This is a genomic window from Euzebya tangerina, from assembly GCF_003074135.1.
GTDB lineage: Bacteria > Actinomycetota > Nitriliruptoria > Euzebyales > Euzebyaceae > Euzebya > Euzebya tangerina.
This window is the reverse complement of record NZ_PPDK01000003.1, coordinates 99,823-124,616: the sequence shown is the minus strand read 5'-3', so window position 1 is coordinate 124,616 and position 24,794 is coordinate 99,823. Positions and strand designations below refer to the sequence as shown.

26 protein-coding genes are annotated in these 24,794 nt (G+C 70.5%); 18 read left to right on the top strand and 8 right to left on the bottom strand.

Going from position 1 to position 24,794, the window contains the following annotated elements; all coding sequences use genetic code 11:
• Positions 1-34: 34 nt before the first annotated feature.
• Both C1746_RS19010 and C1746_RS19005 read left to right on the top strand, forming a co-directional pair.
• On the top strand, positions 35-595 hold the full coding sequence (locus tag C1746_RS19010; protein WP_162867966.1) for a TetR/AcrR family transcriptional regulator: 561 nt from the start codon (positions 35-37) through the stop codon (positions 593-595).
• A complete protein-coding gene (locus tag C1746_RS19005; protein WP_116716348.1) occupies positions 592-1,401 on the top strand; it encodes a crotonase/enoyl-CoA hydratase family protein in 810 nt (269 codons plus the stop codon). The genes C1746_RS19010 and C1746_RS19005 overlap by 4 nt, the downstream gene beginning before the upstream one ends.
• 6 nt (positions 1,402-1,407) lie before the next feature.
• Here C1746_RS19005 and C1746_RS19000 read toward each other — a convergent pair whose 3' ends face one another.
• The 3 genes from C1746_RS19000 to pdxH all read right to left on the bottom strand — a co-directional run bounded on the left by C1746_RS19000 (position 1,408) and on the right by pdxH (position 3,715).
• Positions 1,408-1,992: a TetR/AcrR family transcriptional regulator gene (locus tag C1746_RS19000; protein WP_162867965.1), complete on the bottom strand. Its 585-nt coding sequence runs from the start codon at positions 1,990-1,992 to the stop codon at positions 1,408-1,410.
• Between the two features lie 13 nt (positions 1,993-2,005).
• The gene (locus C1746_RS18995) at positions 2,006-2,896 is read right to left on the bottom strand and encodes a crotonase/enoyl-CoA hydratase family protein (RefSeq protein ID WP_116716346.1); all 891 of its coding nucleotides are present in this window, start codon (positions 2,894-2,896) and stop codon (positions 2,006-2,008) included.
• Positions 2,897-3,007: 111 nt separating this feature from the next.
• A complete protein-coding gene (pdxH, locus tag C1746_RS18990; protein ID WP_116716345.1) occupies positions 3,008-3,715 on the bottom strand; it encodes a pyridoxamine 5'-phosphate oxidase in 708 nt (235 codons plus the stop codon).
• Between the two features lie 90 nt (positions 3,716-3,805).
• Between pdxH and C1746_RS18985 the strand changes: the two genes are divergently transcribed.
• The 4 genes from C1746_RS18985 (at position 3,806) to C1746_RS18970 (ending at position 8,325) form a co-directional block, all read left to right on the top strand.
• Positions 3,806-5,206, top strand: coding sequence for a threonine synthase (locus tag C1746_RS18985; RefSeq protein ID WP_205711998.1), 1,401 nt, complete (start codon positions 3,806-3,808; stop codon positions 5,204-5,206).
• Between the two features lie 99 nt (positions 5,207-5,305).
• Positions 5,306-6,424 (top strand): NDMA-dependent alcohol dehydrogenase, encoded by a 1,119-nt coding sequence (locus C1746_RS18980; protein WP_116716343.1) that lies wholly within the window; start codon positions 5,306-5,308, stop codon positions 6,422-6,424.
• Between the two features lie 30 nt (positions 6,425-6,454).
• Positions 6,455-7,396 (top strand): AAA family ATPase, encoded by a 942-nt coding sequence (locus C1746_RS18975; protein ID WP_116716342.1) that lies wholly within the window; start codon positions 6,455-6,457, stop codon positions 7,394-7,396.
• A gap of 131 nt (positions 7,397-7,527) precedes the next feature.
• Entirely contained in the window at positions 7,528-8,325 is a 798-nt protein-coding gene (locus tag C1746_RS18970; RefSeq protein ID WP_205711997.1) for a vWA domain-containing protein, read from the top strand.
• Between the two features lie 90 nt (positions 8,326-8,415).
• Here the strand turns inward: C1746_RS18970 and C1746_RS18965 are convergent, their stop codons facing one another.
• Complete coding sequence (locus tag C1746_RS18965; RefSeq protein WP_116716341.1) at positions 8,416-8,718, bottom strand: DUF1905 domain-containing protein; 303 nt, start codon at positions 8,716-8,718, stop codon at positions 8,416-8,418.
• 74 nt (positions 8,719-8,792) lie between these two features.
• Here C1746_RS18965 and C1746_RS18960 point away from each other — a divergent pair, with 74 nt between their 5' ends.
• The 3 genes from C1746_RS18960 to C1746_RS18950 all read left to right on the top strand — a co-directional run bounded on the left by C1746_RS18960 (position 8,793) and on the right by C1746_RS18950 (position 13,762).
• Entirely contained in the window at positions 8,793-10,523 is a 1,731-nt protein-coding gene (locus tag C1746_RS18960) for a phospho-sugar mutase (protein ID WP_116716340.1), read from the top strand.
• 106 nt (positions 10,524-10,629) lie between these two features.
• Positions 10,630-12,162 carry a cell wall-binding repeat-containing protein gene (locus C1746_RS18955; protein WP_162867964.1) on the top strand — a complete coding sequence of 511 codons (1,533 nt, stop codon included), beginning with the start codon at positions 10,630-10,632 and terminating at the stop codon, positions 12,160-12,162.
• A 22-nt stretch (positions 12,163-12,184) separates the two neighbouring features.
• Entirely contained in the window at positions 12,185-13,762 is a 1,578-nt protein-coding gene (locus tag C1746_RS18950) for a cell wall-binding repeat-containing protein (protein WP_116716338.1), read from the top strand.
• On the opposite strand, the gene C1746_RS18945 is transcribed toward C1746_RS18950, so the two are convergent.
• A complete protein-coding gene (locus C1746_RS18945; RefSeq protein ID WP_162867963.1) occupies positions 13,759-14,088 on the bottom strand; it encodes a (2Fe-2S) ferredoxin domain-containing protein in 330 nt (109 codons plus the stop codon). The genes C1746_RS18950 and C1746_RS18945 overlap by 4 nt on opposite strands.
• Positions 14,089-14,134: 46 nt before the next feature.
• Between C1746_RS18945 and C1746_RS18940 the strand changes: the two genes are divergently transcribed.
• Together C1746_RS18940 and C1746_RS18935 are read left to right on the top strand one after the other, a co-directional pair.
• The gene (locus C1746_RS18940; RefSeq protein WP_116716336.1) at positions 14,135-14,821 is read left to right on the top strand and encodes a Rieske (2Fe-2S) protein; all 687 of its coding nucleotides are present in this window, start codon (positions 14,135-14,137) and stop codon (positions 14,819-14,821) included.
• A 130-nt stretch (positions 14,822-14,951) separates the two neighbouring features.
• Positions 14,952-15,722, top strand: coding sequence for an SDR family NAD(P)-dependent oxidoreductase (locus C1746_RS18935; protein WP_116716335.1), 771 nt, complete (start codon positions 14,952-14,954; stop codon positions 15,720-15,722).
• Positions 15,723-15,729: 7 nt separating this feature from the next.
• Here the strand turns inward: C1746_RS18935 and folP are convergent, their stop codons facing one another.
• Positions 15,730-16,590, bottom strand: coding sequence for a dihydropteroate synthase (gene folP, locus C1746_RS18930; protein ID WP_116716334.1), 861 nt, complete (start codon positions 16,588-16,590; stop codon positions 15,730-15,732).
• A gap of 34 nt (positions 16,591-16,624) precedes the next feature.
• On the opposite strand from folP, the gene C1746_RS18925 reads away from it, so the two are divergent.
• The 6 genes from C1746_RS18925 (at position 16,625) to C1746_RS18900 (ending at position 22,290) form a co-directional block, all read left to right on the top strand.
• The gene (locus C1746_RS18925; protein ID WP_116716333.1) at positions 16,625-16,951 is read left to right on the top strand and encodes a hypothetical protein; all 327 of its coding nucleotides are present in this window, start codon (positions 16,625-16,627) and stop codon (positions 16,949-16,951) included.
• Positions 16,952-16,960: 9 nt separating this feature from the next.
• Positions 16,961-17,878, top strand: a complete 918-nt coding sequence (locus C1746_RS18920; protein WP_116716332.1) for a hypothetical protein — start codon at positions 16,961-16,963, stop codon at positions 17,876-17,878.
• On the top strand, positions 17,878-18,552 hold the full coding sequence (locus C1746_RS18915; RefSeq protein WP_116716331.1) for a DUF4129 domain-containing protein: 675 nt from the start codon (positions 17,878-17,880) through the stop codon (positions 18,550-18,552). Before C1746_RS18920 ends, C1746_RS18915 begins: the two co-directional genes overlap by 1 nt.
• Positions 18,549-19,853: a DUF4350 domain-containing protein gene (locus C1746_RS18910; RefSeq protein WP_116716330.1), complete on the top strand. Its 1,305-nt coding sequence runs from the start codon at positions 18,549-18,551 to the stop codon at positions 19,851-19,853. Before C1746_RS18915 ends, C1746_RS18910 begins: the two co-directional genes overlap by 4 nt.
• Complete coding sequence (locus tag C1746_RS18905) at positions 19,850-20,887, top strand: AAA family ATPase (protein WP_240599068.1); 1,038 nt, start codon at positions 19,850-19,852, stop codon at positions 20,885-20,887. Before C1746_RS18910 ends, C1746_RS18905 begins: the two co-directional genes overlap by 4 nt.
• Positions 20,888-20,964: 77 nt before the next feature.
• On the top strand, positions 20,965-22,290 hold the full coding sequence (locus C1746_RS18900) for a DUF58 domain-containing protein (RefSeq protein WP_162867962.1): 1,326 nt from the start codon (positions 20,965-20,967) through the stop codon (positions 22,288-22,290).
• 86 nt (positions 22,291-22,376) lie between these two features.
• On the opposite strand, the gene C1746_RS18895 is transcribed toward C1746_RS18900, so the two are convergent.
• Positions 22,377-23,384: a stage II sporulation protein M gene (locus C1746_RS18895; protein ID WP_162867961.1), complete on the bottom strand. Its 1,008-nt coding sequence runs from the start codon at positions 23,382-23,384 to the stop codon at positions 22,377-22,379.
• A gap of 60 nt (positions 23,385-23,444) precedes the next feature.
• Between C1746_RS18895 and C1746_RS18890 the strand changes: the two genes are divergently transcribed.
• Entirely contained in the window at positions 23,445-24,413 is a 969-nt protein-coding gene (locus tag C1746_RS18890) for an RDD family protein (RefSeq protein ID WP_162867960.1), read from the top strand.
• On the opposite strand, the gene C1746_RS18885 is transcribed toward C1746_RS18890, so the two are convergent.
• Complete coding sequence (locus C1746_RS18885; RefSeq protein ID WP_116716326.1) at positions 24,397-24,705, bottom strand: hypothetical protein; 309 nt, start codon at positions 24,703-24,705, stop codon at positions 24,397-24,399. The two genes, C1746_RS18890 and C1746_RS18885, sit on opposite strands and share 17 nt — an antisense overlap.
• Between the last annotated feature and the right edge of the window lie 89 nt (positions 24,706-24,794).

The following is a 24,794-nucleotide window of genomic DNA, read 5'->3' as shown; positions in this document are numbered from 1 at the left end:
ACAGACCGAACGTTCGGTCAGTACGCTCTTGGTCGTGTCTCGTGATGTTCTGCTCAGCACCGCGCTCGAGCTCTTCGCGCGCCGCGGCGTCGACGGGGCCTCCATCGCCCAGATCGCCGCGGCCGCGGATACGTCGAAGGCCAACGTGATGCACCACTTCCGCTCCAAGGACGCGCTGTACCGGGCGTGCCTGGAGCAGGTGGGTGACCGACTGCGTGGCACGGCGGAGGAGGCGGCGCAGGAGGTCGCAGGTGGTGCCGACCCCGCGACCGCCGTTCGCGCGGGGATGCAGCGCTGGGCGGACGATCACCCCGACGACGTCCGGCTGATGACCTACGGGTTGCTGCGGCTGCAAGAGCGCCCTGGCCCGTGGGTGCTGGATAGCGCTGTCGAGGCGCTGATGCGCGTCCTCGAGGGCACCGCCGACGAAGCGGCCGAGGTCGTCGTCTCGCAGCTGGGACTGGTGACCTACGCGGTGATCGCGGCACCGCTCGAGCGCGGCCTGCGGGCGGCGGCGGCTCGAAGCCGCCACCCCGACGACATGACACCCACCAGGACAAGCGGAACTGATACCCCTCAAGGAGCAACACCATGACCGTCAGCATCGAGAAGGACGACCACGTCTGGACGGTCATCCACGACCGGCCAGAGGCGCGCAATGGCATGGACCCCGAGTCCGCTCAGGCCCTGTACGAGGCGTTCCTCGCCTTCGACGCCGACGACGAGGCCTACGTCGCCGTGCTCTGGGGCGCTGGTGGCAACTTCTGCGCGGGCTGGGACCTCAAGTACGCCTCGACGCTGACCGACGAGAAGCTGCACCGCGAGATGGTTCGCGACCTGGCCTTCCCGACCGGGGCGAACACGCCTCCGCGTGGTGCGCTGGGACCGACCCGGCTGGAGCTGAACAAGCCGGTGATCGGTGCGGTCGAGGGGGCGGCGGTCGCGGGTGGCATGGAGCTCGCGATGTGGTGCGATGTCCGGGTCATGGCCGCCGACGCCTACATGGGTGTGTACTGCCGCCGCTGGGGCATCACGCTGATGGACGGCGGTACGGTCCGGCTGCCCCGGCTCGTGGGCCAGGGCCGTGCGCTCGAGATCGCGATGACCGGGCGGCAGGTCCCCGCCGAGGAGTGCGGGCGGATCGGTCTGGCAGAGAAGATCGTGCCGACGGGCCAGACCCGCCAGGCCGCCGAGGCAATGGCCCATGAGATCGCGCGGTTCCCCCAGATGGCGGTCCGGGCGGACCGCCAGGCGATCATCGAGACCCGCGGCATGCCCGTGCGCGATGCGCTGCGCTTCGAGTGGGCCCACGGCATGGACGCCATCCGCGAGGAGGGGGTTGCGGGAGCGGCACGGTTCCGGGACGGCGCTGGTCGCAGCGGCGACTTCGTCAACATCTGACCCGCCTCAGGTGATGATCAGCCCCTCCAGTGCGACATCGACCAGACGCGCCTCCCAGCCGGGAGCGGGGTCGGTGTGGATGCGGCCCAGGACGGTCTGGCCCAGCAGCCCGTAGAAGATGGTGCCGTGGAGCCTTGCGAGAAGCGCCAGCGGGTCACCGTCCACCACCTCTCCGGCTGCTTGGCCGTCGCGGATCACACCGACGGTCGTCCGGACAGCCCCGGCCAGCGGGAGGACGGAGGCGCGCTCCAGCCGACCGCTGTCGTCCAGGAACTCGTGCATCACCAGCCGGAGGGCCGTCGGCCGGTCCTCGCCGAGTTCGACCAGCACACCCGTCAGGGCGCGCAGTCGGTCGACCGGGTCGGTGCCATCGACCATGGCCGCCACCATCCGGTCGTCGATGTCGGCGCCGACGGCCTCGAGTACGGCGCGGTACAGGGCGGCTTTGGACGGGAAGTGGTGGAGCAGCCCCGCGTTTCCCAGCCCCGCCGCCTTGGCCACCGAGGACAGGCTGGTGCCGCCGTAGCCTGCCGCGGCGAAGCGCTGCTCGGCTTCGCCGAGGATGCGCGCGACTGACGGGGCCTCGGACACGTTGGTGGGAGGTCTAGTAGCTGAAGGCGTGGGCCGGGTCGGGCTTGCGGTCCGTGGGGGCTTGGCTGTAGTCGCCGAAGGGCCCGTCGCGCTGGATGATGCCCTCGCGGACACCCTCCTCCTGGACCTTCTCGACCCAGGCGAGCGCGTCCGGCGTGTTGCGCATCATGCCGTCGAGGATAGGTCCGAGGGTCTGCACCGCGTTCAGGCCCTGCTGCTCGTAGGCGTGGTTGACGACCAGTTTCATGGCCTGCAACTGGGACACGGGGATGCTCTTCAGCATGGTGGCGACCTCCATGACCCGGTCCTCGAGGCGGTCGAATGGCACCGACTCGTTGATCAGCCCGGCCTCAGCGGCCTCGGCCCCGGTGAAGGGCTCCCCGGTCAGCGCCCGCCACTTCGCCTCCGCCAGGCCCAAGCGGTAGATCCACATGGCCGAGAGGTAGGCCCCCCACATCCGTGAGTACGGCGTCCCGATGATCGCGTCATCTGAGGCGATGACGATGTCGGCGGACAGGGCGTTGTCCGACCCGCCGCCGACGCACCAGCCGTGGATCTGGGCGATGACCGGCTTGGACGAACGCCACATGGAGAAGAACTGCTGGGTGGGTGCCGTCAGCTCGTTGGTGGACCAGGTGAACTCCTTCCCCGGGTCCCACGTCCCGTCCGTGGCGATCCAGTCGTCCCAGTGGTGGAAGCCGCCGTCGAAGTTGTAGCCCGCACAGAACGACCGGCCGTTGCCGCGCACGACGATCACCTTCACGTCATCGTCGCGGGTTGCGGCCTCGATGGCGTGCCGGAACTCGTCGGGCATCGGCGGGACGATGGTGTTCAGGGCCTCGGGTCGGTTGAGCGTGAGGAAGAAGATCCCGTCCTCGACGCTGGTCTTGATGGTCTCGTACACAGCCTGGCTCCTCGGATCATCAGGATACCGACCAACTGGTCGGTCGGTGTCACCGTGCCTGAGATGAGCGGGCCTGTCAAGCGCCAGCCTGACCCGGGGCCGGTGGGCCGGTCAGGGAGCTAAGCGCGTGATCCGCCAGCCGTCCTCGTCCTGGCCGTCCCGCTCGTAGCGGAAGCGATCGTGCAGGCGGCTGGAGCGGCCCTGCCAGAACTCGACGGTGTGTGGGGTCAGGGCGTACCCGCCCCAGTCGTCTGGTCGGGGAATGTCCTCGACACCGTCGAAGCGGGCTGCGACGGCCACGAGGCGGGCCTCCAACTCATCGCGGTCGTCGATGGGCCGTGACTGCGGACTGGCGTGCGCCCCGATCTGGGACTCGCGTGGCCGCGTGGCGAAGTACTCGTCGGACTCCTCGGCCGTGGCCCGTCGGACCGTGCCCCGGACCTCCACCTGTCGGGCTGGCCGGGCCCACCGGAACAGCACCGACCCGTGGGCTTCGCCGGCCTCGGCCAGCGCACCCTCGATGTGATCGCCCTTCCGCGACCCGTAGTTGGTGAAGAACAGCAGCCGGCCGTTCGTGATCCGGCGCAGCAGCACGGTCCGTGCCGCCGGGCGGCCGTCGGCGTCGACGGTGGCCAGCGTCATCGCCGTCGGCTCGACCAGCTGATCGGTGGTCGAGGCGTGCTCGATCCATGCCTCGAGTTGTGCGATGGGGTCGTTGCGCAGGTCGGTACGACGCAGATCGTCCCGCCCGTAGTCGCGGCGTTGATCCAACGACGGGGCCTGGTCCGCGGTACGACTCCCTCCAGCATCATGTGCCATGAGCTCAGCCTGCCCCGATCTGGGATGTCTCATCGCGCCAAGCGACCCTGGACGTCTGCAGCACTCGACTGGTCCCGTATCGTGCCCGGGGTGGAGTCCTGTCTCACGCACCTCGAGGGGTCGCGCACCGGCGCGACCTACGACGCCGACGTCCTGCAGACCCTCGACCCGGTCGACGGCCTGCCGTTGCTGGCCCGCTACGACCTGGCACGGGCCGCCCGGACGCTGACCCGGCAGAACATCGCGGCCCGGCGCGGGAACGGCATGTGGCGCTGGCGCGAGCTCCTGCCCGTCCGCGACCCGGCCACCATGATCCACCTCGGCGAGGGGAGCACCCCGCTCCTGCCCGCTCCACGACTGGGGGACGCCCTCGGTCTGGATCGGCTCATGATCAAGGCGGAGGGTCAGAACCCGACCGGGGCGTTCAAGGCCCGTGGCATGGCCGCGGCCGTGTCGCGCGCCGTGGAGCTCGGTGCGACGCGGCTGATCGTCCCCTCGGCCGGCAATGCCGGTGGTGCGCTGGCCACCTACGGGGCTGCCGCCGGTGTGCCCGTCACGATCGTGCTCCCGGTCGACACCCCCACGGTCAACATCACCGAGGTCCAGATGGCCGGCGCCGAGGTCATCCTGGTCGAGGGGGTCATCAGCGACTGCGGCACCGTCGCCCGTCATGTGCGGGAGCGGACCGGGGCGTTCGACCTGTCCACGCTGAAGGAGCCGTACCGCGTCGAGGGCAAGAAGACGATGGGGCTCGAGCTCGCTGAGGAGCTGAACTGGACCCTCCCGGACGTCGTGGTCTACCCCACCGGCGGCGGGACCGGCCTGATCGGCATGTGGAAGGCGTTCGAGGAGTTGCAGGCGCTGGGCCTGATCGGCTCGCACCGCCCCCGGATGGTGGTCGCCCAGGCTGCCGGCTGTGCCCCCATGGTCCGTGCGATCGAGGAGGGAACCGCCGCCGCTCGTCCCTGGAAGGACCCCGCCACCCGCGCCAGCGGCCTGCGGGTGCCCAGTGCCGTCGGTGATCGGCTGATCCTCTCGGCGGTTGCGCAGTCCGGGGGGACCGGTGTTGCCGTCCCCGAGTCCGACATCGACCGGATGCAGCAGCTCGTCGCCCATCGCGGCGCCGGGTACGTCTCGCCCGAGAGTGCCACCGCGTTCGCCGCGACCGCCGTCCTGGCCGACGAGGGCTGGATCGCGCCCGACGAGCGGGTGGTGGTCTTCGACTGCGGCGTGGGCTTCAAGTACCCGCCGCCGTCGCTCGGAGCCCTCCCCGTGGTCGACGCCGACTCGATCGACGACCCCGAGGCCATCACGGCCGCCGTCCGAGGTGATCGCCGGACGACACGGCCCATCGCCGCCAGGTCGGTGGCCGCCAGGTCGGTGACCGCCGCACAGGGGACGTCGCGGCCGCCCGACACCTCGGTCGCTGCGCTGCCCCAGCCGCCGCATCGCGATCTTCCTGCGCTCGATCTGCCCGCGCCACCGCGCTGATCCACCCTCCGGCTGGGGGTGATGGCGAACCGCCCGGCTTGGAAGGCTGACGGATGCCAGTCATGCCCGTCAGCCACGCACGTCCAAGGAGCCCTCTGCATGAAGACCAAAGCTGGAGTTGTCTACGAGCCCGGCAAGCCGATCGAGATCGTCGAGCTTGATCTGGACGGTCCGAAGGAGGGCGAGATACTGATCCGGTACACGCATGCCGGACTGTGCCACTCCGACATCCACGTCGCGCACGGCGACTTCGCCGCACGGCTCCCGATGGTGCTCGGTCATGAAGGAGCCGGCATCGTCGAGGAGGTCGGTCCCGGTGTCACCCGCGTGAAGGAAGGCGACAAGGTCGTTTGCTCGTTCATCCCCAACTGCGGCACGTGTCGCTGGTGTGCCACCGGTCAGCAGGCCATCTGCGACATGGGCGCCACCATCCTGGAGGGGTACCTGCCGGGTGAGCGGTTCCCCTTCACCGGGCCTGGCCCCGAGAAGAACTACGGCGCCATGTGCATGCTCGGCACGTTCTCCCAGTACGCCACGATTCACCAGAACTCCGCCGTGACGGTCGACGAAGACATGCCGCTGGACAAGGCGGTCCTGGTCGGCTGTGGGGTCCCGACGGGCTTCGGCTCGGCGGTCAACGCGGCGGACGTCCAGCCCGGCGAGACGGTCATCGTCATGGGAGTTGGCGGCATCGGCATCAACGCCGTCCAAGGCGCACGCTACGCCGGCGCGAAGAACCTGATCGCGGTCGACCCGCTGGAGAACAAGCGCGAGAAGGCGATGGAGTTGGGCGCGACGCACGCGGTTGCCACCGGTGCCGAGGCCATCGAGCTGGCCCAGTCCATGACGAACGGCAACGGCGCCGACAAGTCGATCCTCACGCCTGGCCTGGTGACGGAGCAGATCGTCGGCGAGGCCTTCGAGGCCACCGGCAAGGGCGGCACCATCGTCCTCACCGGCCTGAACAAGCTGGACGCGGTCAACGTGCAGCTCCCCGGCTCGATCATGACGCTGTTCAAGAAGACCGTGAAGGGGTCGCTGTTCGGCGACTGCAACCCGACGACCGACATCCCGAAGATCCTCGGCCTGTACCAGGCCGGTGACCTCAAGCTGGACGAGATCATCACCAACACCTACACCCTGGAGGAAGTCAATCAGGGATATGAGGACCTGCTCGACGGCAAGAACGTCCGCGGCGTCCTCATCCACGAGCACTGACCCTCATCCAGACCCTGCGTCTCAGAAAAGGTGCATGACACCATCGCCTCCCCGGGCAACCCTGTGCCCGCGGAGGCGTTGCTGCAGGCGGTCACGGCGGTCTGCGTCGGCCGCCAGCGGGAGATCGAACTGCTAGTCGCGGCCCTCGACAGCGGCGCCCACGTGCTGCTGGAGGGGCCGCCCGGCACGGGCAAGTCGACGATGCTGCGCGCCGTCGCCGAGGCGAGCCACGTGCCCTTCGCCTTCGTCGAGGGCAACGCCGAGCTGACACCGTCGCGCCTGGTCGGGCACTTCGACCCTGCCATCGTGATCGAGCGTGGCTACGTCGACGAGGCGTTCGTCGACGGCCCCCTGGTCCGGGCTCTGCGGGATGGCGGCTTGCTGTACGTCGAGGAGATCAACCGGGTTCCCGAGGAGACCATCAACGTGCTCCTCACCGTGATGAGCGAACGGGAACTGCACGTCCCGCGGGTCGGTCGGATCGCGGCGGCGCCGGGCTTCCGCTTCGTGGCGGCCATGAACCCGTTCGACGCCGTGGGCACGGCCCGCATCTCCTCGGCCATCTACGACCGGGTGTGCCGGATCGCGGTGGACTATCAGGACCAGGCCGAGGAGGTTGCGATCACGGCAGCCCATGGCGCCGACACCGACCCCGACTTCCGCGAGCAGGCCGTCACCCTGGTCCGCGAGACCCGAACCCACCCCGATGTGCGGATCGGGTCCTCGGTCCGGGGCGCGATCGACATGGTGGGCATCACCGCATCGCTGATGGCGATGCGTGGGTCCACCGGTGACCCGCGGACCACGGCGCTGGACGCCGCCCTCGTCTCGCTGTCCGGGCGGATCCGGCTGAACGAGTCCTCACCACGGACACCGGAAGAGATTGTGACCGAACTCTTCGACCGCGTCTTCGATGCCTCGCCGGATGACGATGATGGATCCGAGGCTGGTGATTCGTCGGGGGAAGCCTGAGCCCGCCACCGGCGGGCGGACAGGACGGGGACCACAGGCACCGACGGAAGCAGGGCCCGAAGCAGCGGCAGCAGCCGCGGGCCCAGCTGGCGCGCAACCCTCGCTTCAGCGAGATCTCGCCGGAGGTGGGGGTGCTGGACACCGAGGCGTTCGATCGGGCGCTGGAGGAAGACGCCGACGACGCGGCCACGCTGCTGATGATGATGGCGCAGGCCACCGATGAGGAACTGCGGGCCAAGGCGAGGGCCCTGGCGAGCTCCGTGGTCCTGGATCTCGCTCGACGAGGCCAGCCACGGCAGACGGGCGTCGGGAGACTCCGGCGCCAGCCCGCGGAGCGCGGTGGCGATCTGGACATCGACGCCTCGATGGAGGCACTGGTGGAGGGTCGGGCGGCCGGACGGCCACCGCAGGATCTGATCAGTGCCGATTGGTCGCGGCCCGCACTCGCGCTGTGTCTGCTGATCGACACGTCGGGCTCGATGGAGGGGTCGCGTCTGGCCACGGCGGCCCTGACGGCGGCGGCCTGCGCGCTGCGCGCGCCCGGCGACCACGCGGTGGTGACGTTCTCCCGGCACGCAGAGGTGCTCCGACCGATGGACAGCACGTCCACACCGGAGTCCGTGGTCGACCGGATCCTGTCCCTGCGAGGGCACGGCGTGACGTCGGTGAGGGCGGCTCTGGAGGCGGCAGGTGCGCAGCTGGCGCGGACCCGAGCGCAGCGGCGGGTCGCCGTACTGCTGAGCGACTGTCGGTCGACGGACGACCAGGACCCGACTGCGGTCGCGGGTGCGCTGGAGGAGTTGGTCATCCTGGCCCCGGCGGAGGACCACGAGCAGGCGGAGGCGTTGGCCCGGTCGGCGGGCGCTCGTTGGGTCCCGCTGGCCGGTGCGGCCGAGGCGCCGAGCGCGCTGCGTCACCTCCTGACGTAGGGCATCGAGCCGGGTCGGGCACCTACCTGGTGGGGAACCTTGCTGTGCTGCGGGGAACCTGGCCTTGTGAGGCCAGGTTCCCCGCGGTGGTCAGATCACCAGCACCGTCAGGGTGACGTCGGCCGTCGAACCGTCGTCCAACCCCTCAGCCGTCCGGACGGCCTTCTTGATCGGCAGGACGTAGGTCGCCTCCTCCTTCGAGGGAAAGATCGACGTCTGCCACGTCGAGGAACCGATCGTCACCGCCACCTTGATCGACCCGAACCCGGCAGCAGCCCCGCCGAACGCCGCGTCGATCGCATCGGCGTCGTCCTCCGGCAGGCTGACGAAGAACCACGACGTCGATCGTGCCGACCAGCGCCACAGCGGCGCGGTGAAGGAGAAGGTGGCCACGGCTCGATCCTAGAAGCTCGGCTGGAGTAGCCTCCGACGGACCCCTGATCGCCCCGACGAGGAGCGCCCTGCACATGTCGATTGACCGTGCCCAGGTTCTGGCCTGGATGGACGAGGACCCGGACCCCGAGACCCGCGAGGAACTGCAGGCCCTCCTGGACATCGACGACGAGGCTGGCCTCGAGGACCGCTTCGGTGAGCGGCTCGAGTTCGGCACCGCCGGCATCCGAGGCGCGCTGGGCGCCGGCCCCAACCGGATGAACCGGGCGTTGGTCCGGCGGGTGACCGCCGGACTGGCGGACCGACTGAACCAGGCCGCCGGTGCCGCCGGCGCCAGAGGGGTCGTCGTCGGCCGGGACGCCCGCCACAAGAGCGATGCGTTCGCCGCCGACGCCGCGGTGGTCCTGGCCGGCGCGGGGCTTGGCGTGTGGAAGTTCTCCGACATCGTGCCGACCCCGCTCGTTGCCTACGCGGTCCGCACGCTCGAAGCCGCCGCCGGTGTGATGGTCACCGCCAGCCACAACCCTCCAGCCGACAACGGGTACAAGGTCTTCGGCCCGGGGGGTAGGCAGATCGTCTCTCCGCTGGACGAGGAGATCTCCGCCGCGATCGACGCGGTCGAGTCGCTGAACGACGTCCCCCTGGCCCAGCCCGATGACGACCTCATCTGGACGGTGCCGGCCGACGTCCCGGAGCAGTACCTGAGCCAGGTCGTGGCACTCGTCGGGGGCCCGGCCGAGCGGCGGATCACGATCGTCTACAGCGCCATGCACGGCGTCGCTGGCGCCATGTGCCTGCGGGCCCTCGACGAGGCGGGGTTCATCGACGTGCACGCTGTGGCCGAGCAGTTCGAGCCCGACCCGGACTTCCCGACGGTGTCCTTCCCCAACCCCGAGGAGCCCGGTGCGATGGACGCCTCCATCGCCCTCGCCCAGGAGGTGGAGGCCGATCTCATTGTCGCCAACGACCCCGATGGCGACCGCATCGCCGTGGGCTTCCGCACTGCCGGTGGGTACCGGATGTTGACCGGCGACGAGATCGGCGTGCTCCTCGCCGAGGACATCCTCGCGCGCGGGGCCATGACGCAAGGCCGGACGCCGGCCGTGGCCACGACTGTTGTCTCCTCCTCCCTCCTCAGCAAGGTTGCGGCCCACCACGACGCCGAGTACGCCGAGACCCTGACCGGCTTCAAGTGGCTGGCCGTCGCCGCGATCGACGCCGAGGACCGCGACGCGATCATGGTCCTGTCCTACGAGCAGGCGCTCGGCGTGTGCGTCGGGGACCTCGTCCGCGACAAGGATGGCATCAGCGGGATCGTGGCGATGGCCGACCTGGCCGACCGGCTGGCTGCGGACGGGAGGACCCTCGGCGACCTGCTGGACGACCTGACGATCCGGCACGGCGCCCACGTCACCCAGGGCCGGTCGGTGATGCTCGAAGGCGACGACGGCGAGGTGCTGGTCCAAGCGGCGCTCGATCGCCTGCGGTCCAACCCGCCCACGTCGCTCGGGGAGTCACCGGTCATCCAGGTGTGGGACCACGACGCCGGAGTGGTGACCAGCGCCGACGGGACGGTCGAGCCGATCGACTTGCCTCCCACGCCGCTGCTGCGCTACGTCGCGGAGGATGGAACCCGCGTGATGGTCCGTCCCAGCGGCACGGAGCCGAAGCTGAAGTTCTACGGCGAGGCGGTGCACCACACCAAGTCGAACGATCCGACCGCAGCTCGCCACGCCGCCGCCGGCAAGGTCGGTGCCGTCCTGGACGCCTTCATGGCTCGGGCCCAGGGAGGCGCCAAGGTCTGATCATCCGGGGCGGATGCCGCCCGAAGTTGCCGCGCCGGAATCTGTCCGGCAAGGTACGGCCCGTGGTCCGACCGAGGCCATGCACCAGAACCAACGGGGAACCCTCATGCGAACACGCTCGCTCACGTTGCTGATCGCGACGGCACTGATCACCGCGCTGCTGGCCGCTCCGGCAGGAGCCGACAGCTTCGAGTTGCGGCTCGCGGGCCAGGTGTCGGAGGCCACGTCACAGGCCAGCGACTCCTTCGCCGTGCAGGGCTGCTTCACCGACGCCGAGGGCGACACGACCCGTGGGCTCAGCGGACCGGTCGAGGCTGTCCCGCAGGCCGACATCTCCGTCTTCTGCATCGACTACAACGCGGGCGGATTGGACCTGGCCGTCACCGTTCCCGACGGCACCGATCCGAACGTCGATCCGCAGTGGGACCGCAGCACGCGCACCAGCATCTCCCTCGGATACCTGGCGGCCAACGGCGAGGAGCGCGAGGTCCAGCTGAGCGAGCAGAACAGCGACACCTTCCGCACGATCGTGCTCGCGGACCGGAACGGGACCACCGAGCTGGTCTGTGAGGCTCCCGCCACCTTCGCGAGCAGCGCGTACGTGACCAACATCCCGGCCGGTTGCCTGGGCGGGGGCGCCGAGCTCGAGATCCTGACCCAGATGCTCTACCAGACGGCGGCCGGGGACTCGGTGTACGACTTCGTCCCCGCCCGTGGCGTGTTGCTGACCGTGCCGCTTGACACACCCGCGGGTGGCGACCGGATCATGCGATTCGAAGGACCAACTCGCATCGAGACAGCCAATGCCATCTCGCAGGCGACGTTCGCTGACGGGGAGGCCGATGGCGTGCTGATCGCACTGGCCCGGAACTTCCCCGATGCGGTGGTCGGTGCGCCACTGGCCGTGGCGAACAACGCGCCGCTGCTGCTCGCCGAGAACGACAGCGTGTCGCAGTCCGTCCGCGACGAGGCCCTGCGTGCCATGGGCGGGCCGGGGGACGTGGTGCTGCTGGGTGGGACGGCCGCCCTCCAGGAGGTGGTGGCGACGACGCTCGAGTCCGACGGCCACACGGTGACCCGAGCAGCCGGGGACAGTCGCTTCTCCACCTCCGTCGAGGTGGCGCGGCAGGCCAACCCCGCGCCGGAGACGATCGTGCTGGTGTTCGGCGGGGACTTCCCGGAGGCGCTGCTGGCTGGTGCGATCGCCCCCGGTCTGGGCGGTGTTGCCGTGCTGGTCGACCGGGGCGGGGTGCCGAGCGTCGTGCAGGACTACCTGGATGCCAATCCGGACGCTCGCACCTTCGCGCTGGGCACCGTGGCCGACGAAGTCGTGCCGGATGCTGACACCTCCGCCTTCAGCCCGACGCCCTCGACCCTCTCCTCGCTGCTCCTGCAGTTGTATCCCGAAGGCTCGGCGATCACGATGGCGAGTTCGGAGGAGTTCCCAGATGGTTTGGCCGGCGGCGCCTACGCGGCACGCAACGGCCTCCCGCTGATCCTCAGCCCCGAGTCGGCCATGGAGACCCTGGTCCTGCAGGAGCTGTCGGAGTTCGGGCCGGTACCGTCGATCACCATGTTCGGCGGCAACGCCGCGCTCTCCGACACCGTCGCCGGACAGGCCAGCTCGTTCCTGCAGTGACGTGCCATAGTCCAACACCGTGATGGACCGACGCCGCCCAGCCGCGAGACGGGTGGTTCGCGGCGTCCTCGCGGTGCTCCTGACGCTCATGGCGATCGGCGTCGGTTCGGCTCAAGCAGCGAGTGCTGGCCTCGAGCTCACCCCCGGTCTGCAGACGCCGGTCATCCCACCCGCCGCGGCTCCGCCGTCCTACGCCGTGGCTGCCTGCATCGCCGACCCACCAGCCGACACGGTGCGGGGCGACGGCCGCCGCGAGGTCGTTCCCGAGGCCGACGTGACCGAGTTCTGCCTCGACTACGGGCCCGATGGACTGGCCGTCGCAGTCACCGTCCCGGCTGGCACCGATCCCGCCCTCGACCCGACCTGGGACGACTTCGGAGCCAGCATCGGGGTCCTCTACGACAGCGTGGCCGGCCAGCCGCGCGAGATCCAGCTGAGCACGCAAGGGTCGACGGACGAACTCCGCTACCTTGTGCTCGAGGGTCGGGCTGATCCGACGTTGATCTGTGAGGGGTCGGCGTCGTTCGACGACGGGGTGTACGCGGCGCAGGTGCCGACGGCCTGCCTGAACGCCCCGGAGGTGCTGCGGGCCCTCGGGCGGATGGCCTATGGCATAGCGGCCGGCCCGGACGGGCTCGTGATCGACGATGTCCCCGGCGATGGGGGGTTCGTGGACATCCCACTGGTCGCACCGGAGGGTGCCGACCGGGTGACCAGGCTGGCCGGGCCGACCCGTATCGAGACGGCCGTCGCAACCTCCCAGGCCTCCTTCGCCGACGGGCAGGCCGATGGGGTCCTCATCGCCCTGGCGGACAACTATCCCGATGCGCTGGTGGCCGCGCCGTTGGCTGTCGCGCGCAACGCGCCCATCCTGCTGAGCTTCGCCGACGACGTCCCCGCCGGCACCCGTGCCGAGGCGCTGCGGGCCCTGGGAGGCCCGGGATCGGTCACGCTGCTCGGCGGAACCGCGGCGCTCTCGGACACGGTCGTGGAGATCCTCCGAGAGGACGGGCATGCGGTGACCCGCGTGGCTGGGGACAGCCGCTTCTCCACCTCCGTCGCGGTGGCCGAGGCGTCCACCTCGGAGCCGAGCACGATCTGGCTGGCCTTCGGTGGCAACTACCCCGACGCGCTGCTGGCGGGCGCCGCCGCACCACCCACCGATGGCGTCGCAGTCCTGGTGGACGGAGCCGGCATCCCCGGAGTGGTCCAGGCCTACCTCGACGCCCATCCCGCCGCCGAGGTGGTCGCAGTCGGGCCGGTGGCCGCTCGGTGGGCGCCTACGGGTGCGGACCGGGTGAGCGATCTGACGCCCTCGGCGACGTCGGCGCTCCTGCTGCGACGTCAGGGTGCAGGCGGTGAGCTACCGGTCGAGGTGACCGTGGCCAGTGCCGATGACTTCCCCGACGGCCTGACCGGTGGGGCCTACGCCGCGCGGCGGGGAGTGCCGCTGCTGCTATCCCCGCGAGACGTGCTCGAGGCGTCCATCACGACCGTCCTGGCCGGGGAGGAGCCGCTGCAGCAGGTCACGCTGTTCGGCGGCACCGCGGCCCTGTCGGACGTGGTCGCCGGGCAGCTCGCCGCGTACCTCGTCGACTAGCCCTTGTAGCGGAAGTCGGCGTCGCCGATCTTGAGGAACCGGACGGGCTCGTCCCCCTCCAGGTGGTCCATGATGGCGGGGACGTCGTCCTCGGTGACCCCGCCGTAGTAGACATCGTCGGGGTAGACGCCCACGACCGGGCCGACGCGACAGGCCTCGAGGCACAGGGCCGCCACCACCTTGACGTCGTCGTTGCGGCGCCGGCCCTGCTCCTCCCGGAGGGCGTTGAAGATGTCGGCCCCGCCCAGCGGGAAGCACGACGGGCGGGGGTGCTCAGGGTCCCGCTCGTTGATGCAGACGAACACGAACTTCGATGGCTTGGCCATGGCAGCGATGCTATCCACGTCGGAGCGGCGGCGTAGCATCGAGGGCATGCCAGACGACCGTCCGCTGGATGCCCACGACCCACGGTTCGGGGCAACGGAGCGGGCAGCGGTCCCCGACGAGAGTCGCACCTTGGTCGAGAGCACCGGGCCGGGCATCAGCCAGGAGGACCCCAAGGTGCGGATCCTGCGGGTCGCCGTTCCGCTCCTGGCGCTCGGGGCTGCGGCGGTGACGGCGCTGATCTTCTTCACCGGGCTCAGCCCCGGCTCCTCCGACGTGGTTGTGGGTCAGGTGGACGACGTCCGGGCTGCGGTGGAGGACCGTCCCCGTCGGGTGTGCTTCAACGACGCGAACCCCTGTGCGTGGCTCACGATCGCTCGGGGGGAGTTGGTGGCCTTCAACACCAATGGCCCGCTGGCGGAGGAGTACGGCCGGCAGGGCGTCTCGTGGTGTTCGACCAGCGGCTGGTTCGGCGCGAACTCGACCGGCTCGCGCTGGGATCAGGACGGCCGGATCGTCGAGGGCCCGGCGCCTCGCTCCCTCGATCGGTTCAACACCTCGGTCGATGCCGACGGGAACCTGGTCATCGACTTTGCGGCCCTGACCGCCGGGCTGGCCGACTGGCAGGTCGGGGGGGACACCACAGCGCGCTCGGGCCCACCGTGTCAGGAGATCCCGTTCGACCGCGATCCGGATCTGGAGGTGCCCCCACCGGCGGGCTCGGCTGGGGAGTGACTCGGCGCGGACCAACCGGCGACCCCTCCTGGAATTCGACACGATCGGGGCCTGACCCGCGCAGAGGCGGGTTTCTGCACGATCGTGCAGAGTGGTGGTCGTCCCGGCTCGGGCGGTAGGGTCCGCTGCCATGGATCTGGGACTGCGCGACAAGGTGGTGGCAATCGCCGGGGGGACCTCCGGCCTGGGGCAGGCGACCGCACGCGCCATGAAGGCGGAGGGTGCCACCGTGGCCGTGTGCGGCCGCGACGAGCAGCGGGTGGACGCCGCAGCAAGCGAGGAATTCGACGCCCAGGTCTGTGACGTCACCGATGAGGCGGCGGCCCAGGCCTGGATCGACGGCGTCGCCGAGCGGCACGGTGCCCTCCACGTCCTCGTCGCCAACGCCGGCGGACCGCCGCCCGGCATGGCCACCGCGTTCGACCTGCAGGGCTACCGTGACGCCGTCGAGCTCTCGCTGCTCAGCCAGATCAACCTGACCCAGGCGGCCCTGCCTCACCTGCAGGCTGCCGGCTGGGGACGGGTGCTGTTCGTGACCTCCAAGACCGTCAAGCAGCCCCTGCCCGGCCTGGCGCTGTCCAACGTCGCCCGCCTCGGTGTCGTCGGGTACGCCAAGTCCCTCATCGCGGACCTCGACAGCCAGTGGCGCACCGCCGGGACGACCGGTCAGATCACGGTGAACGTGCTGGCCCCCGGCTCGACTCGCACCGGACGGCTCGAGTCGATGGCAGGTGACGACGTGGAAGCCGGTCTGGCCGAGATGGCTGCCGACATCCCACTCGGGAGGGTCGGGTTGCCGGAGGAGTTCGCCGCCGCCGCCACGTTCCTGGCCAGCGAGAAGGCCTCGTTCGTCAACGGCGTGGTGTTCCCCATCGACGGCGGGGACATCAAGGGCGTCTGAACGGCGCTCAGGCCATCCCGCGCCAGGCCCTCGCTGGCTCCCGCCAGCCCATGATCACCTCGGCCATCATCACCGCCCGCTTGGTCGCCAGGGTCTCGTGCACCCGGACCAGACGGGCCCCCAGCATGACCGAGGTCACGGCCGCACCGATCGACGCGTCGACCCGATCGGGCAGGTCGAGGTCCAGCGACTCGCCGATGAAGTCCTTGTTCGACAGGGCCACCAGCACCGGGTGACCCAACGCGGACAGCTCACCCAGGCGACGGGTGATCTCCAGCGAGTGCAGGGTGTTCTTCCGGAAGTCGTGGCCCGGGTCGACGATCAGCTTGGAGGCGTCGACACCGGCGGCCACGGCCTGCTCAACCAGCCCCGACAGGTCAGCCACGATCGCCGTCGTGGCGTCTGGGACGTAGTGGTTGCGGTAGGGGCGCGTCCGGATCTGGCCACCGGAGTGCATCAGCACCAGGCCCGCATCGCGAAACCGCGCGACCGTGGGGGCGAGATCCGGATCGGCCAGGCCGGAGGTGTCGTTGATGATGTCGGCACCGGCCCTCAGCGCGGCGTCGGCCACCGACGGCCGGAAGGTGTCGATCGACAGGACCGCGTCGGAGCGGTCCCGGAACCGCTCCACGAAGGGGATGATGCGGTCCAACTCCTCTTGCGCGGTCACCTCCTCGCCGGGTCCGGCCTTGACCCCTCCGACATCGAGGATGTCCGCACCGTCGGCGACATGGTCCAGGGCATGGGCGACTGCGCTCTCCAGCGCGAACGTGGCGCCCTGATCGTAGAAGGAGTCGGGCGTGCGGTTGACGATGGCCATCACGGCGACCTCACGGTCGAAGTCGAAGGTCCGGTTGCGCAGGCTCATGGGTCGCACAGCGCTACTGTGCCTGTCGAGACTTATGATTCCCATCGTCTTGGTATCCGTTGCGCTGGGGGCGGTGGTCCTCTGGGCCCTGTACGCCGACCCGACACCGCTCGAGCCGGTGTCCCGGCCTCGCCGACTGGTCTCACCACTCTCCGCTGCGGACATCCAACGCCACGACGCTCCGCTGGTCGTCGCCGGCTACGACCCGCGCTGGATCGACCACCACCTGCGACAGATCGCGAGCCTGGTCACCATGAACGGCCAGCAGCCGGTCACGGCAGCCTCGGCGGCCGACCTGGCGGCGGCCAGAGCAGCGGCGGCTCTCCACGACGATGCCCCTCGGTCGGTGCTCGATGACTGAGGGCGCGCGATGAGTGCGATCTCCCCGCCGCCGTCGCTGACGGCGTACGACCTGCACCGGGGCACGGTCGAGCTGCGGCCGCTGAGCGTCATCGACATGATCGACGGCGCCTTCTCCGTCTGCCGCGCCAACAAGCGACTGATCGCGGCGACCGTGCTGCTGATCATGGTCCCGCTGCAGCTGCTCGCGGCCTTCTTCCAACGGGACGCCATCCAACAGCTCGGAGCGGCCCTGCAGGCGCCGGGCGTCGCGACCGGGTTGTTCACCGGCGAGGGCGAGGTGGCCTCCCTGCTGACGTCGCTGGCCACTCAGGTGCTGGTCACGCCGGTGCTCTTCGGCGCGCTGACGCTGATCGCCGGTCGCGGGGCGGCCGGGGCCCCGCTCAGCGGACAGCAACTCGTCCGGGCAACCGCTCGCCGCAGCGGCGTCCTCATCGGTGCCTACATCGGACTGGGGCTGATCCGCTTCGGGCCGCTCCTGCTGGCCGGACTGGCCGCGGCCACCGGCAGCTTCGCGCTCGTGGCCCTGCTGGTGGTGGTCGGGTTCGTCTGGGCGGTGGTTCTGACGCCCTTCATCGCCACGGTCACACCGGCACTGATGCTGGAGGACCGCCCGGCCACCGAGGCCATCAGCCACGCGGTCCGACTGGCTCGTCGGGGCTACTGGCGGGTGGTGGGCCTGATCCTCCTGGGGGGCTTCGTCTTCAACCTGATCGCGGGACTGCTGGCCGGTGTGGCCAGCCTCTTCGCCGTCGCCTCGGGTCTCGGGTTCGCGTGGGTCCTGGTGGGCCTGTCCAACGTGCTCAGCCTGCTGATCCAGGGACCGTTGACCGCGGCGGCGATGGTCCTGCTCCACCAGGACCTGCGGGTCCGGCAGGAGGGACTGGACTTCGACGTGCTCATCGGGCGTCTGGCCGCGCGAGTCTGATGCGCATCACCCTTGCTCAGTCCGGACCGTCGGACCGTCTGGCCACGCCGGAGGAGATCAGGCAGGTCACAGAAGAGGTGCTGGCTCGGGCCGACTACCGGGCGGCGGACGACAGCACCTTCCTCGGGCGGGTCCTGGAGTCGTTCTTCGAGCAGCTCGGTCGACTGCTGCTGCGGGTCGACGGGACCGGCGGGTTCAACTCCGTCGTCGCCGCCGTCGGCCTGACCCTGCTGGTGATCGCACTGGTCGTGCTCCTGATCCTCTTCCTGCGGCGCTTCCGCCGGTCCGAGACAATCCAGACCGTGGTGGAGGGGCCCGTCGGCCGGCCCGCAGCCTCCTGGGCCGACGAAGCGGTCCGCTACGAGAACGAGGGTGATCTCCGCCAGGCCATGCGCTGTCGATATCGGGAGACCCTGGCACGACTGGCCGCCGCCGACCTGGTCGACGAGGTGCCCGGCCGCACGACCGGGGAGTACCGGGCCGCAACACGATCCGCCCTGCCCGCGGCGGCGCCGGCCTTCGATGCCTTCACCGACCAGTTCGAGGATGTGTGGTACGGCGGCGGCCGCGTCGATCGGGCAGGCCTGGAGCAGGCCAAGCAGCATCAGGCTGACGTCGCCGGGCACATCCCCAGCCGTCGGGGATCACGAACGACCAGTGGGGTGGGGGCGTGAGCGCGACGGGCGTCTCGTCTGCGTCGGAAACCGCCGGCACGACCTCGGCCCCCGCTGGTTCGACCCCGGCAGCAGCAGACGCACCAGCCTCACGACCGGCTCGATACCGTCGGGACGACATCGGAGGCCAGCGAGCAGCCCGCTACCGGACCTGGCGCCGCTACCTCATCGGCGCGGTCGTCCTGCTGGTCGTGATCATCTTGATCGGTCCGCGCAGCCAGACCGGAATGCCGCTTGATCCGAGATCGACGGAGCCCGGTGGGGTCCGCGGGATCATCGACGTCCTCGAGGAGTTGGGCGTTGACGCACGGATCGCTGGTGGTGCACCCCGGGAGAGCGACGGCGTGGCGTTGCTCATCCGTGACGATCTGGGCGAGCAGCAGCGGAGTGAGGTGGAGGAGTGGGTGCAGCGTGGTGGCCGACTGATCCTGGCCGACCCGCTCAGCGAGCTCGGCCCCGACGTCGTGGGACAGACCAGCATCGCCTTCACCGAGCCGACGATCGAGCCGGCCTGCGACGACCCCTTCGTGACCGGTGTCGAGCGCGTTGCTGTCTCGGGAGCACTCGTCTTCGACCTGCCCGATGGCGCAACCGGGTGCTTCCCGCGCAACGACGGCTTCTTCATGATCCGGGTGCCGGCTGGCGAGGGAGAGCGGATCGTGCTCGGGGGTCAGGCAACGCTGACCAACAGCCTGCTGGGCACCGAGGACACCGCGGTCCTCCTCGTGAACCTGCTGACACCGGACAGCGCTGCGGGGCTCCACGTCATCGAACCAGACGGCGAGGGCCTTCCGGGGGAGTCGCTGGGCGACCTGCTGCCCGATCAGGTCGGGCTGGCGCTGTGGCAGATCCCCATCGCCTGGGTGGCGCTGGTGTGGTGGCGCGCCCGCCGGTTCGGCCGTCCGGTCGCCGAGGAGCAGCCGGTCCGCATCGAGGCGTCCGAGACCACCGTTGCGGTCGGCAACCTCCTGTCCACCGCGGAGCTGGCCCCCGAGGCCGCCGCCATCATCCGAGCCCGCGTCCACCGCGACATGACCCGACGGCTCGGCATCAGCGGCCAGGCAGACGCTGAGACCTTCGTGGCCGTGGTGGCCGACCGCACGGACATCTCACCGCAGGTGCTGCGGGCCCTGCTGGTGGACCCCCTGCCCTACGACGATGCCGGCCTCGTCCGGTACGCCAACCTGGCGGGGCACACGGTGGCGCGCATCACCCAGCGCGTCACACCGCTGGGCCCACCGCCCGCTGGTACCCCGCCATCCGATCCCGACGATCCCCTCGACCAAGCGAGACCGACGTGAGCAACCTGCCAGCCGATCAGCCGCCCGCCCCCGCCGCGACGCCGCCCGCCCCGGGCTCGTCGCCGGACGGCGAGACCGACCCCCGAGCGGCGATCATCGCCGTGCGCGACGAGGTCGCGAAGGTCGTCGTCGGGCAGGAGGGAGCGCTGACCGGCCTGATCACCGCGCTGCTCGTCGGCGGTCACGTCCTGCTGGAGGGTGTTCCTGGCACGGCCAAGACCCTGATGGTGTCCGCCATGGCCGCTGCCCTGGACCTCGACACCGCGCGGGTGCAGTTCACGCCTGACCTGATGCCGTCGGACGTCCTGGGGCAGAGCGTCTACGACGCGGAGGCGAGCACCCTCCAGGGCGCCTTCCGATTTCGCCAGGGACCGGTGTTCACCAACCTGCTGTTGGCGGACGAGATCAACCGGACGCCACCGCGGACCCAGGCTGCGCTGCTGGAGGCCATGGAGGAGCGGCGGGTCACGGTCGAGGGGACACCACGACCGCTCCCGGAGCCCTTCCTCGTGGTCGCCACCCAGAACCCGGTCGAGTACGAGGGCACCTACCCGCTCCCTGAGGCTCAGCTGGACCGGTTCCTCCTCAAGCTGATCGTCGGCTACCCCTCCGCGCAGGAGGAGCAGACGGTGCTGGCCCGTCACGACAGCGGCATGAACCCCCACGACGTCACCGGGAGTGGCGTGCGCGCCGTCGCAGGAGCCGCGGAACTCCAGGCCGCTCGGGCGCAGATCAGCGGCCTTCGGACCGACCCGGCGGTCCTCGGCTACGTGGTCGCGTTGGCCGCCGCCAGCCGACAGTCGCCGTCGCTGACGTTGGGGGTCAGCCCACGTGGGTCGACGATGCTGCTGAAGGCCGCCAAGGCGTGGGCATGGCTGTCGGGGCGTGGCTACGTGACCCCGGACGACGTCAAGGCGATGGCGCTGCCCAGCCTGCGACACCGCGTGCAGGTCAGGCCCGACGTCGAGCTCGAGGGTGGAACCGCCGACACGGTGCTGCAGGGCATCCTGACCGCGGTGCCGGTGCCTCGGTAGCCGCTCTGCCGACCTCGATGTCCGACGGCGTCCCCCTCCGGCCCACGAGCCGGTCATGGCCGGTCCCGACCTGGCGGGTGGCAGCCCTGCTGCTGGCGGTCGCCGTCGTGCTGCTCCCGTTCAACACCGGCAGCACCACGGTGTTCGTGGTCCTCAACCTGCTGATCGTCGTCGCCGCCGTCGTCGACTGGGTCCTGGCGCCCTCGCCCGGGCGTGTCGGCGTTGCGCGCGAGGTCGACGCGGTCCTGCGGATGGAGGAGGGGGCGGCCTACCGCTGGACGCTGCAGAACCCGATCGGGCGTCGGCTGCGGGTCGACCTGGCCGATGCCGTGCCGGACTCCCTCCGCATCGGTGACCGCCGAGCGCGCCTGGATCTCCCGGCGCGGGGCCGACGGTTCGCCGATCGCACGGTGACCCCGGCGCGCCGGGGGACGATCGCCCTCGGGGCGATCACGCTGCGGGTCCACGGGCCGCTGAGGCTGATGATGCGGCAGGCCGACGTCGACGTCCGCGACACGGTTCGGGTCCACCCCGCCTTTCCCAGTCGCGACGACGCCGAACTCGCCCTGCGCAACGCGTTGCGAGAGGCCGAGGGGCTGCGGACGATCCGGCTCCGTGGGCAGGGAACGGACTTCGAGTCGCTGCGGGAGTACACCCCGGATGACGAGAGCCGTCGGATCGACTGGGCGGCGACCGCTCGGGCGCTGAAGCCGATCGTGCGGACCTATCGGGCGGAGCGGAACCAACGCATCCTGATCCTCCTCGATTCGGGCCGGACGATGGCGGGGCGGATGGGACGCGAGGAGGTGGCCGATGTCGATGAGGTCCGGGAGGGTGTCGCGCCGCGGCTGGAGCACGCGATGGACGCCGCGATGGCCCTCACCCGGGTGGCGACGGGGATGGGCGACCGGGTCGGGTTGGTCACCTTCTCGGGTGGTGTGGGCGCGAGCGTGCCGGCGCGCACCGGGACAGCCCAGATGACCCGGATCGTGCAGACCCTGGCCGATGTGCAGGTCGACCTGGTCGAGCCGGACTACCGCGCGGCGTTCGTGGAGGCACTGGTGCGCAACCAGCGACGGGCGTTGGTGGTGGTCCTCACCGATCTCGCTGCGGCGCCCGTGGCCGAGTCCCTCGCGCCGGCCGTCCCGCTGCTGTCACAGCGCCACCTGGTGCTGGTGGCGTCTCCGGCGGACCCGACGGTGCGGCAGTGGGCCGGAGCCGCGCCGACGGACCCTGCCGGGGCCTATCGGATGGCGGCGGCGCTGCGGTCCGAGGCCGACCGGCGTCGCAGTGCCCGTCTGCTGGGCAAGGTCGGCGCCCAGGTGGTCGACGCCACCCCGGACCTCCTCCCGGTCAGGCTGATCGACACCTACCTGGACCTGAAGTCGGCGGGCCGGCTCTGACCCGGTAGGGCCCAACGTGGCCACGATCGGGGCCTAACCCACGCACAGGCGCCTTTCTGCACGATCGTGTCGCCTGATGGCGTGACTCAGGCGGAGGGAACGCGGTCCCAGACCACCCGGTCGGCCTGTGAGAGCGACCCGGTCAGCCCGCGACGCGCGGCCCGCCGTCCCAGCACGAACCAGTACGCCAGGAAGGCCACCTCCACGATCACCCCCACGCCGACCCGGAACCAGGTCGGCAGCGGCGCGCCGGTGATGAACCCCTCGATCAGCGCGGCGATGCCGAACACCGCGATGAGACCCACCACGACGACCAGCGCGCGACTGGCCTGGACGCGCAGGGCCACACCACGGGTGCGGTCTCCGGGGACCATCCACGACCAGCCGAGCGCCAGGCCCATCCCGGCAGCCACGAAGACCGCGGTCAGCTCGATCAGACCGTGTGGCGTGATGAAGCCCCAGAACACCTCGGCCAGCCCTCGCTCGTGGAACAGCCCGCCGGCCAGGCCCACGTTGGCGGCGTTGATGATCAACACGTAGACGGTCGGCAGTCCCGCGGCGATCCCCACGGCGAAAGCCAGGAACCCGACCTGGATGTTGTTGAACCCGACCTCGGCGAAGAACTGGCCGGACGGCTTCTCGGAGTAGTACTCCACGAAGTCACCGGCGACGAGCGCCTCCTGGATGGCGGGTGGGATGGCCGCATCGAGCGCACGGGGCGAGTTCGCCACCCAGGCACCGAGCCCCACGGCCACACTCATGAAGACGACCGTCGACACCAGGATGTACCAGCGCAGGTGCCACAGGGCGGCCGGGAACGTCTCGACGAAGAAGCGCTTGATCCCCGCCAGCGTGCGCGGCCGGCTGCCGTACAGCGTCGCCCCGGACTGGGCGACCAGTTGGGAGAGCCGGGCTGTCAGGTCCGGATCCGCGTAGGTCGTTCGCGCCATCGACAGATGCGTCGACGTGCGCTGGTAATCCGCCACGAACGTCGCGATGTCGTCGGCCGACAGCGAGCCTGGTTTGCGTCTGGCGAGCTGGTCCAGGCGGTGCCAGGTCTGCTGGTGCGTCGCCACGAATCGGTCCAGGTTCACGTGGCGCCAGGCTACTGTGCTCTTGGGACGACAGAGGCGGCAGGGCCACCGGGAGGTGACGTGACAACCGATCAGGCTGGCGGGACGGCGGGGAGACGCGCCGACCTGTACACCCCCGAGGCGGTCCGTGTCGACCTGCCGCTGGCCGATCTCGGCAGTCGGAGTCTGGCCATCCTCCTGGACCTGTTCCTGATGGGGGTGCTGTACTACCTGCTGCTGCTGGCGGTGATCCTCGCCGGAGGGATCGTGGGGGCCGCCGACGCCGTGGCCGGTGGGCCGGGCTGGATCCTGACCGTCCTGATCGTGGCCTTCACCTTCGCGATCCTCTGGGGCTACCCCGTGGTCCTCGAGACCCGCCTGCGGGGTCGGACCCCCGGCAAGGCGGCGCTCGGCCTCCGTGTGGTCACGGTGGACGGTGGCCCGGTCCGGTTCCGCCACGCCGCGTTGCGCGGGCTGATGACCATCTTCGACTTCTACGCCTTCGCCGGAATCCCGGCTCTGATCACGGCCCTGGTCACCAAGAAGGGACAGCGCCTGGGCGATCTGGTCGCGGGAACGGTCACCATCCGCGACCGCGAGTCCGGGGGCACGGCCGCCCAGGCCGTCCAGTTCGTGATCCCTCCGGCACTCCTGGCCTACGCCGGGACGCTGGACGTGCGGGGACTCACTGCCGCGGACTACGCCGGTGTGCGTCGCTTCCTGCTGCGCGCCGGGTCGTTGGAGCCCGAGCACCGCACCCGGGTGGCCACCGATCTGGCCAACGTGCTGGCCAACCGGATGGCTCACCGCCCACCTGCCGGGACCCACCCCGAGGCCCTGCTGCTGTGTGTGGCCGCGTTGATGCAGCAGCAGGGCGCCGTACAGGCGGCACCGCCGTGGTCGCCCCCGTCGGCGCCGACCCCGGGTCCTGGTCCGGTCGCTCCGCCCCCTCATGCGCGGAGCGACCGTGTGCCAGGTCGTGGTCAGGTGCCGGAGACGGGTCCCGGTCGCGGTCCCGAGTCCGACGGAGGGTTCACAGCGCCGCTGTAGCGCTCAGGCTGTCGCGGCAGACCCGACGTCGGGCCTGCTCGACCCAGTTGAACAGCTGACGCGTCGCGCCGGCGTCCTGCTGCCGCCAGGTCACAGCGAGTTGACGATGGGTCTCGGGCACCGCGACCAGGGCGATCACGAGTGCAGCCTGGTGCTGCAGGAGCACGGCGAGGGGCGTGTGACGCAGGAGGCGCGTGATGGCGCGAACGGCCGCGGTGTCGCCAGTGAACAGCGCAGCGACGAGGACGGGGTCCCGCCGGGCGAAGCGGCTGAGCAGATCGTCGGATGCCATGCGCTGGGTGTCGTCGAATGACGGTCAGTCACGTAGACCATTCAGCGTGAGTAGTCTGGACTAGTTATTCCGTCGCGCCGTCCACGCAA

Excerpts from the sequence above, each read along its gene's own strand:
- C1746_RS19005 (WP_116716348.1), top strand. The coding sequence starts at position 592 with ATGACCGTCAGCATCGAGAAGGACGACCACGTCTGGACGGTCATCCAC.
- pdxH (WP_116716345.1), bottom strand. The coding sequence starts at position 3,715 with ATGGCACATGATGCTGGAGGGAGTCGTACCGCGGACCAGGCCCCGTCG.
- C1746_RS18980 (WP_116716343.1), top strand. The coding sequence starts at position 5,306 with ATGAAGACCAAAGCTGGAGTTGTCTACGAGCCCGGCAAGCCGATCGAG.
- C1746_RS18960 (WP_116716340.1), top strand. The coding sequence starts at position 8,793 with ATGTCGATTGACCGTGCCCAGGTTCTGGCCTGGATGGACGAGGACCCG.
- C1746_RS18955 (WP_162867964.1), top strand. The coding sequence starts at position 10,630 with ATGCGAACACGCTCGCTCACGTTGCTGATCGCGACGGCACTGATCACC.
- C1746_RS18950 (WP_116716338.1), top strand. The coding sequence starts at position 12,185 with ATGGACCGACGCCGCCCAGCCGCGAGACGGGTGGTTCGCGGCGTCCTC.
- C1746_RS18945 (WP_162867963.1), bottom strand. The coding sequence starts at position 14,088 with ATGGCCAAGCCATCGAAGTTCGTGTTCGTCTGCATCAACGAGCGGGAC.
- C1746_RS18940 (WP_116716336.1), top strand. The coding sequence starts at position 14,135 with ATGCCAGACGACCGTCCGCTGGATGCCCACGACCCACGGTTCGGGGCA.
- C1746_RS18935 (WP_116716335.1), top strand. The coding sequence starts at position 14,952 with ATGGATCTGGGACTGCGCGACAAGGTGGTGGCAATCGCCGGGGGGACC.
- folP (WP_116716334.1), bottom strand. The coding sequence starts at position 16,590 with ATGAGCCTGCGCAACCGGACCTTCGACTTCGACCGTGAGGTCGCCGTG.
- C1746_RS18925 (WP_116716333.1), top strand. The coding sequence starts at position 16,625 with ATGATTCCCATCGTCTTGGTATCCGTTGCGCTGGGGGCGGTGGTCCTC.
- C1746_RS18920 (WP_116716332.1), top strand. The coding sequence starts at position 16,961 with ATGAGTGCGATCTCCCCGCCGCCGTCGCTGACGGCGTACGACCTGCAC.
- C1746_RS18915 (WP_116716331.1), top strand. The coding sequence starts at position 17,878 with ATGCGCATCACCCTTGCTCAGTCCGGACCGTCGGACCGTCTGGCCACG.
- C1746_RS18885 (WP_116716326.1), bottom strand. The coding sequence starts at position 24,705 with ATGGCATCCGACGATCTGCTCAGCCGCTTCGCCCGGCGGGACCCCGTC.